The following is a 7,461-nucleotide window of genomic DNA, read 5'->3' as shown; positions in this document are numbered from 1 at the left end:
GCAGCCGACGTTCCCGACCGATCGTCTCGGAGGCCGACCGCTGGCCGCGATCGATCGGGTCGTGGTCCGCGGCTTCGTCGCCACCGCCGTGCACACGTTCTCCATCGCGGGGTCGGATCACCGCGGAGTGGTGGTGTCGCTGGTGGCCGGGTGAGCGGCGGCGAGCACGGCGAGGTCGGTATCACCGGAGCAGTGGCGCCGGCCGTGATCGGCGTCCTCGGGTTACGGATGCCGGTGTGGGGTGGTATCACTGGTGGCAACATGACATCTCTCACCGATTCCCCCGCCACCCAGCCGGTCGCCGTCTCGACGCGTCTGCGCGAGGCGACCGCAGTGGCTCATCAGCAGGCGGAGAACTCGCCGTTCATCGATGATCTGATGTCGGGGCGACTCGACGTCGCCGCGTATCGGCGGCTCGCCGAGCAACTGTTCTTCGTCTATCGCGCGCTGGAGTCGGTCGGCGATGCCCTGGCCGAGGATCCGGTCGGTGGCGCGGTGCACGACGAGCGGCTGCGACGGGTCCCGCGACTGCGCACCGACCTCGCCGCCCTCGGATCCGACGTCGACGCCGTATCCCCGTTGCCAGCGGTGGCGGCCTACGTCGAGGCGATCGAGGCGACCCGCTCGGATGCCGGGCGCTACGTCGCACACCACTACACCCGCTACCTCGGTGACCTCAGCGGTGGTCAGGTCGTGGCCCATCGGATGCGCCAGCACTACGGTGTCGAGGATTCCGCGCTGTCGTTCTACGCCTTCGACATCGACAAACTCAAGCGCTACAAGGACGCCTACCGCGACCGCCTCGACGCCTTACCCCTCGACGACGCCGGGGTGGATCGTCTGGTGGCCGAAGCGGTCCGCGCCTTCGAACACAACCAGGCACTGTTCGCCGACCTCGACCGCACTCGCGGCTGACCCTGCCGCGGGTCGGTTACCCGTCGCCGGCGGTGCGCCCGTCAATCGAGCGCGTCGATCATGCCGGCGAGGCCGTCGAGGATCACGCCGAGGCCGAACTCGAACTGTTCGACGTCGAAATCGTCGTCACCGTCGGCCATCGTCTGCACCGCAGCTGTCAGGGCGGGGAATCGTTCCGGGTCGATCAGCGATGCCACCACGGCCTCGTATCCCGGCGTTGGTGGCTGTGCCCCTTCTCGTGCCCCCGCTCGTGCCCCGCCGCCCGGCAGTAGGCCCATCTGCGCCGACTGCCGGATGTGCTGGCGGACGAATCCGTCCACCAGTAGCAAGGCATTCATCTTCTGGGGCCCGGTCAGTGCGGTGGGATCGAAGGCGCGGACGCCCGACTCGGTCCAGGACAACACGTTGGGTCCGACCGGTGGCCGTGACATCGGGATCTCGGTCAGCCACGGGCGTGTGCGCAGGGTCGATGCCGCCGCGCGCGCCCAATCGGTGATCCGCTCGCGCCACGATCCAGTGGTCGCCAGGCGTGGGTCGGCGGTCCCGTAGGCCTCGTCGACGAGGAGATCGATGACGTCGTCCTTGCTGTCGACGTAGCGATACAGCGACATCGCCGTGAGGCCGACGCTCTGGGCGATGGCTTTCATCGACACGGCCTCCCAGCCGCGGTCGTCGGCGATGGCGACCGCGGCGCGGGCGATGTCGCGGATGGTCAGGGTCGGTTTGGGGCCTCGGCGGGGGGTGTCGGGGACTCGGCCCCACAGCAGTGCGACCGACGTCGGTAACCGCACGGGCATCGGTGCGGGTGCGGCTGGTCCGCGCTCGACGGCGTCAGGGTCGTCCGGAGCATCCATGTCGACATCCTACTAATTGCTTGCGCCGTATACAGTTCAGTCCTACTATCTGCGTAGGCAATAAACAGTATATGCCATAGACGGAAAGGTTTGGTGTCATGCCTCACGTACGAATCGCGCGCTCGCCCTGGGTGGCGTTGACTGCGCTGTGTCTGCCGATGCTCATCGTCTCGATGGACGTGTCGGTGTTGTTCTTTGCGGTTCCGTTCATCGCAGCGGATCTCAATCCCTCACCTGCACAACAACTCTGGATCTTCGATGTGTACGGCTTCGTGCTGGCCGGGCTGTTGCTGACCATGGGGTCGCTCGCCGACCGATTCGGTCACCGCCGCGTTCTCATGTGGGGCGCGGTCGGCTTCAGCGGTGCGTCGTTGCTCGCGGCTTTCTCGAGCACGCCGGAGATGCTGATCATCGCTCGCGCGGTGCTCGCGGTCGCCGGTGCGACGCTGATGCCCTCGACGCTGGCACTCATCCGCCACGTCTTCGACGACGATGCCGCGCGGGCGAAAGCGGTGGCCACCTGGAACGCCGTGCTGGCCGGGGGAGTGGCGCTCGGTCCGATCATCTCCGGTGTGCTGCTCGAGCATTTCTGGTGGGGCTCGGTGTTTCTGATCAACATTCCGGTCATGGTCGCCCTGCTGATCGCGGCGCCCCTGCTGCTACCCGGACACACCGCGGTACCGGGAAGACGCATCGACGTTCTCAGTGCGCTCATGGCGTTCGGGACGATCCTGCCCGTGATCTATGCGATCAAGGAGATCGCCGCCGCCGGGTGGTCGCCGGGCCGGCTGGCAATCGGTGTCGTGGGGGTGGTGCTCGGGGTGGCCTTTGTGAGACGCCAACGGCGCCTGGGGGATCCGATGCTCGACCTGGCGCTTCTCGGTGAGCGCCGGTTCGCGGCGTCGATCTGGACCAATCTCATCTGCATGTTCGCACTGCTCGGCAACTCGATCATGGTGACGCAATACCTGCAGTCGGTACTCGGTTTCAGCCCGCTGCGGGCCGCCCTGTGGAGTGTGGTGCCATCGCTGTTCGTCGCGGTGGCGGCGCCGACTGCGGCCGTGGCGGCCGGACGGTTCGGCCGTCCCGCGGTCATGGTCGGGGGACTGGTGGTGGCGGCCTGTGGCTTCGCGCTGCTCGCGGCCCTCATCGGTCAGGACTCACTGCTCGTGGTGCTCGTCGCGTCGACGTTGCTCGCCGGCGGAATCGTGGCGACCACCTCGGTGATCGCCGACCACGTCGTCGGGATCGCACCTGCCGATCGTGCCGGAGCGACCTCGGGGCTGCTGGAGACATCGAGTGAACTCGGCGGTGCGCTGGGCATCGCGCTGCTGGGAAGTGTGCTCAACGCGGTCTACCGCGTGAGCTATCCGGCGGGCGTGGGGCCAGTGGAGGCAGGCCGCAGTCTGGCCGGGGCGAGCGCGGTGGTGCATCGCGAACCCGCCGAGATGGCCGCACAGATCCTCGACGCTGCGCGCGGTGCATTCGTCGACGGGATGGCGGTGGTGGCCTGGGTGGGAGCCGGAATCCTGGGGGTGACCGCGGTGCTGATCGTGTGGGCGGCGCGCACGCCGTCGGTCGACCGCTTGCCGACGGTCTCCGAGGGAGTTACCGATCGTGTTCGCTCACATCTGCGAGCAGAACGTGATGGGGATCAGTAGACCTCGACCTTGGAGCCGGACTTCAAGATGAGTTCGCTGCGATCGTCGGAGCTGTGGGCGAGTTCGACGAGGCGTTGGTCGGTGCCATGCGGAACCTGTTTGCGGACGACGGCACGGATGCCGTCCAGGGCGATGCGATCGCCGGGGACGAGATCTTCAACAAAAAGCATACGGGACATGAGAAGAAGATTACGGGCTGAGATGTGATCGCGTGAGAGCAAAAGGTCCTCCGTGGCATCATTCACATTTTGTCCTGTGACCTGCGTCATGAGGTGCCCCGGCGACTGTCCGGTCTCACGCACACCGCGGGCCCACCGACTCTGTTGTCGGTGGGCCCGCGGTGCTTTGTGTCAGAGATCAGCAGTCGTAGTAGAGCGCGAACTCGTACGGATGCGGACGGATCTGGACCGGCTCGATCTCGTTCTCGCGCTTGAGCGCGATCCAGGTCTCGATGAGGTCCTCGGTGAACACGCCACCGGCGGTGAGGTATTCGTGATCCTCTTCGAGTTTGTCGATGACCGCCGACAGCGAGGTCGGGGCCTGCGGGATGTTCTTGGCCTCCTCGGGCGGCAGCTCGTAGAGATCCTTGTCGACGGGCTCGTGCGGCTCGATCTTGTTCTTGATGCCGTCGAGGCCGGCCATCATCATCGCCGCAAAGGCCAGGTACGGGTTGCCCGAGCTGTCGGGGCAACGGAACTCCAGGCGCTTGGCCTTCGGATTGTTGCCGGTGATCGGGATGCGCACGCACGCCGACCGGTTGCGCTGGCTGTACACCAGGTTGATCGGGGCCTCGTAGCCCGGCACCAGACGCTTGTAGGAGTTCACCGTGGGGTTGGTGAAGGCCAGCAAGGACGGTGCGTGATGCAGGATGCCGCCGATGTAGTAGCGCGCCAGATCCGACAGGCCCGCGTATCCGGCCTCGTCGTGGAACAGCGGCTTGCCGTCCTTCCACAGCGACTGGTGGGCGTGCATGCCCGAGCCGTTGTCGCCGAACAGCGGCTTCGGCATGAAGGTGACGGTCTTGCCGTTCGCGTACGCGGTGTTCTTGATGATGTACTTGAACAGAAGGACGTCGTCGGCGGCGTGCAGCAGCGTGTTGAACTTGTAATTGATCTCGGCCTGGCCGCCGGTACCGACCTCGTGGTGACCGCGCTCGAGCTCGAAGCCCGCGTTGGTCAGGTTGGTCGACATCTCGTCGCGCAGGTCGACGTAGTGGTCGTAGGGCGCCACCGGGAAGTAGCCGCCCTTGGGGCGGACCTTGTAGCCGAGGTTCGGTGAACCGTCGGGGTCGGTGGGCGAACCGGTGTTCCACCAGCCGGACTCGGACTCGACCTCGTAGAAGGTGCCGTTCATCTGCGAGTCGAAGGCGACCGAATCGAAGATGTAGAACTCGGCCTCGGCGCCGAAGAAGCAGGTGTCGGCGATGCCGGTGGAGGCCAGGTAGTCCTCGGCCTTGCGGGCGACGTTGCGCGGGTCGCGGCTGTAGGCCTCACGGGTGAACGGATCGTGGACGAAGAAGCTGACGTTCATCGTCTTGGCGCGACGGAAGGGGTCGATCCGCGCGGTGGCCGGATCGGGGAGCAGCATCATGTCGGACTCGTCGATCGACTGGAAGCCGCGCACCGACGAGCCGTCGAATGCCAGGCCGTCCTCGAACACCGACTCGTCGAAGGCCGAAGCCGGAATCGAGAAGTGCTGCATCACACCGGGCAGGTCACAGAAGCGGATGTCGACGTACTCGACACCTTCCTTCTTGATGCCCTCGAGTAGTTCTTCGTTGCTGCTGTACACCGTGCGGTGACTCCTTAACTTGTCGGGGTCAGGCCGGCGTGTACACGCGGACCTGACGCGCCTGGACCACCGCGCAAGAAACCGCGGCGGATCTCAGCCAGAACCGTATGGACGCGACGTTGCCCGCACGTCAAGGAAGTGTTTCCCCTGTGTTACACGGCCGTGGCGATGCGTTGTCGTGCCCACGGCAACTATTCCGTATGCACGCCCCGGACGAAAGCGAACGGTGATCTCGTCAGGGAAGTCACTGCCTCTACCATGGAAAACATGAACGACCCGCGGATCACCGGCAGAACCGAGCACGCGAGCACCGGGCATGTGGGTGCCGGGGGTGATCGCGCATGAGCAGGGCCACCGGCTCCTGGTTGTCGGGCCCGCAGTCGGGCGCACCGGTCGACCTCGAATATCGCGGCGCCGACCTCGGCCTGCCCGAGAGCGGACCCGGAGCGCTCGTCCCCGGGTGGCCGCGCACGTTGGCGCTGCTCGTCGACTGGATCATCGGCGGCGGGCTGTCGCTGTTCTTCGTCGGCTTCGGATCACCGAACCTCGGCCTCGCCGTGCTCGCCGTGTGGTTCGTCATCGGCGTGTTCACCGTGACGATGTTCGGCTTCACGCCCGGGCAGTTCGCCGTGGGCATGCGGGTGGCGCGCGTCGACCACGGACCCGAGCGACTGGCCGACGAGATCGCCGGGAAGGCTCCCGTCGCCGCGGTCGGCGTGATCCGTGCATTGATGCGGCAGGTGCTGATCGTGTTCCTGGTGCCCGCACTGATGAACGACTACAACGGCCGCGCACTGCACGATCGCGCGACCGGCACCGCGATGGTCCGGAGTCGCTGAGGGCGGGCGTCTGGTGCGTGGGCGTGTCGGTGCGAATCGAGGTCGGCGCGAGGCGCTGACGCTGACTGCCGTGCTGAGCATCGGCGCACTGGTGATTTCCGTGTTCGGTGTGCTGGAGCGTGGTGAGGCGGCCCAACCGCCGGAGAGTCGCACGCTGGGACAGATGGCCGCGCCGCCCGAAGCCCGATGGAGCGTCGATGCGGCTTCGCTGTTCGGCAAAGACTTCGACGATGCGAGCGTGTCCGTCGAGGCGGCCGACGATCATCTCCTGGTGCGGGTGTCGCGGAACAGGCTCGGCCGTCCGTCCGCGGTGCTCGCCATCGATCCCGACACGGGCAGGCCGCTGTGGAGGGCGCCGAGAATCGGATGGGAGAACTCCTGTGCGATCAGTCGCGACAAGAGACTCGCGTGCACCCGAATGGCCAGAGACGGTGCCGCGATCGTGACCAGGGTGTCGTTCGTCGATCCGGATACCGGAGACGACGTCGCCACCGCGACGATCCCGATCTCGGGGTCCTCGAGGATCATGCGCGCCGGCGACGGCTTCCTGGTGCTGATCGTCGAGATGGAGAACATCACGCTCCCCGAGGAGATCCCCGTGGACTCCACGTTGGTGCCCGTTGCGGGCTTTGGTACCGACGCCGATGTGCCACCGCTACAGACGGTCATCACCAGGTTCGATTCCCGCGGGCATGCGTTGTGGACGGTGCGCCCGCCGCTCGATCAGGGGCAACGGTGGTCTCCGAAGCCGCGAATCTGGTTGCGCTGAGCGGTTTTCGCGGTGGAGTCACCGTTCTTCGCCTCGACTCCGGCCGACTACTGCACTCGGCGGACGGTCGGGAGGCGGTGGTCATCCACCGATCCGGGTTCGTGACGAGCGGTCTCCCCGGGGCGGGCCGGGACACGATCGACTTCTTCGATGCCGACGGGGTGCGGGCCGGTGAGATCTCAGGATGGCGTATCTCGTCCGGGGACAGTGCTGCCGGCCCGGTGCAGGCCATCAATGCCGACTTCATTTCTGTGGAGTCGAACACCACGATCGGACTGGCGTCGGGAGCCGGCGCCGACCTGAGGTGGACGCGGCCGTCACAGGGTTCCTCACTGCAGATGCTCGGCGATCGGTATGTCGTCACGTTCGTCGACGAATTCAGCGAAGACCTGAGCAGCACGCGCAGGTGGACGGTGCTCGACGCCCGGTCCGCTTCCCGGATCAGTGGTTTCACCGCCGGTTTCGGACAGGGATTCGTCGGCTTCGACGGCGTTCGCATGATCCTGGGCGGAGAGGCCGATGCAGACCAGCGACCGAGCAGCCCTGCACTCGGCGCGTACGACATTCGGACCGGAGCCCAAGGGTGGCACCTGCCGGCACCGAACACCGCGGCACACTGGCAGGGCGTGGCC

At 66.5% G+C, this 7,461-nt stretch carries 7 protein-coding genes and 2 pseudogenes; 6 read left to right on the top strand and 3 right to left on the bottom strand.

The window, feature by feature from the left end; all coding sequences use genetic code 11:
- Together B1964_RS31030 and B1964_RS13725 are read left to right on the top strand one after the other, a co-directional pair.
- Positions 1-154 (top strand): annotated as a pseudogene (locus tag B1964_RS31030) (endonuclease/exonuclease/phosphatase family protein); the annotation flags it as partial.
- Positions 151-915 carry a heme oxygenase (biliverdin-producing) gene (locus B1964_RS13725; protein ID WP_079930143.1) on the top strand — a complete coding sequence of 255 codons (765 nt, stop codon included), beginning with the start codon at positions 151-153 and terminating at the stop codon, positions 913-915. The pseudogene B1964_RS31030 and the gene B1964_RS13725, both read left to right, overlap by 4 nt.
- Positions 916-956: 41 nt before the next feature.
- Here the strand turns inward: B1964_RS13725 and B1964_RS13720 are convergent, their stop codons facing one another.
- Positions 957-1,769 carry a TetR/AcrR family transcriptional regulator gene (locus B1964_RS13720; protein ID WP_079930141.1) on the bottom strand — a complete coding sequence of 271 codons (813 nt, stop codon included), beginning with the start codon at positions 1,767-1,769 and terminating at the stop codon, positions 957-959.
- Positions 1,770-1,867: 98 nt separating this feature from the next.
- On the opposite strand from B1964_RS13720, the gene B1964_RS13715 reads away from it, so the two are divergent.
- Positions 1,868-3,430, top strand: a complete 1,563-nt coding sequence (locus B1964_RS13715; protein ID WP_172398837.1) for an MFS transporter — start codon at positions 1,868-1,870, stop codon at positions 3,428-3,430.
- Here the strand turns inward: B1964_RS13715 and B1964_RS31025 are convergent.
- Positions 3,424-3,600, bottom strand: a complete 177-nt coding sequence (locus B1964_RS31025; RefSeq protein WP_014360397.1) for a hypothetical protein — start codon at positions 3,598-3,600, stop codon at positions 3,424-3,426. The genes B1964_RS13715 and B1964_RS31025 overlap by 7 nt on opposite strands.
- Positions 3,601-3,787: 187 nt before the next feature.
- The gene (gene glnA / locus B1964_RS13705) at positions 3,788-5,221 is read right to left on the bottom strand and encodes a type I glutamate--ammonia ligase (RefSeq protein WP_006370569.1); all 1,434 of its coding nucleotides are present in this window, start codon (positions 5,219-5,221) and stop codon (positions 3,788-3,790) included.
- 341 nt (positions 5,222-5,562) lie between these two features.
- On the opposite strand from glnA, the gene B1964_RS13700 reads away from it, so the two are divergent.
- The 3 genes and pseudogenes from B1964_RS13700 to B1964_RS31015 form a co-directional block, all read left to right on the top strand.
- A complete protein-coding gene (locus tag B1964_RS13700; protein ID WP_079930136.1) occupies positions 5,563-6,060 on the top strand; it encodes an RDD family protein in 498 nt (165 codons plus the stop codon).
- Between the two features lie 70 nt (positions 6,061-6,130).
- On the top strand, positions 6,131-6,829 hold the full coding sequence (locus tag B1964_RS31020) for a hypothetical protein (RefSeq protein WP_253193996.1): 699 nt from the start codon (positions 6,131-6,133) through the stop codon (positions 6,827-6,829).
- Positions 6,796-7,461 (top strand): annotated as a pseudogene (locus tag B1964_RS31015) (hypothetical protein); the annotation flags it as partial. The gene B1964_RS31020 and the pseudogene B1964_RS31015, both read left to right, overlap by 34 nt.

Origin of the sequence: Gordonia sp. i37 (assembly GCF_002043085.1) — a bacterium.
In the GTDB taxonomy this organism is placed as follows: domain Bacteria; phylum Actinomycetota; class Actinomycetes; order Mycobacteriales; family Mycobacteriaceae; genus Gordonia; species Gordonia polyisoprenivorans.
Note: the sequence above shows the minus strand (reverse complement) of the source record. Positions and strands in the feature narration are given on the sequence as shown.

Bases quoted from the DNA above. Each gene is read 5' to 3' on its own strand.
- B1964_RS31025 (WP_014360397.1), bottom strand. From the start codon at position 3,600: ATGCTTTTTGTTGAAGATCTCGTCCCCGGCGATCGCATCGCCCTGGAC.
- B1964_RS13700 (WP_079930136.1), top strand. From the start codon at position 5,563: ATGAGCAGGGCCACCGGCTCCTGGTTGTCGGGCCCGCAGTCGGGCGCA.
- B1964_RS13715 (WP_172398837.1), top strand. From the start codon at position 1,868: ATGCCTCACGTACGAATCGCGCGCTCGCCCTGGGTGGCGTTGACTGCG.
- B1964_RS13720 (WP_079930141.1), bottom strand. From the start codon at position 1,769: ATGGATGCTCCGGACGACCCTGACGCCGTCGAGCGCGGACCAGCCGCA.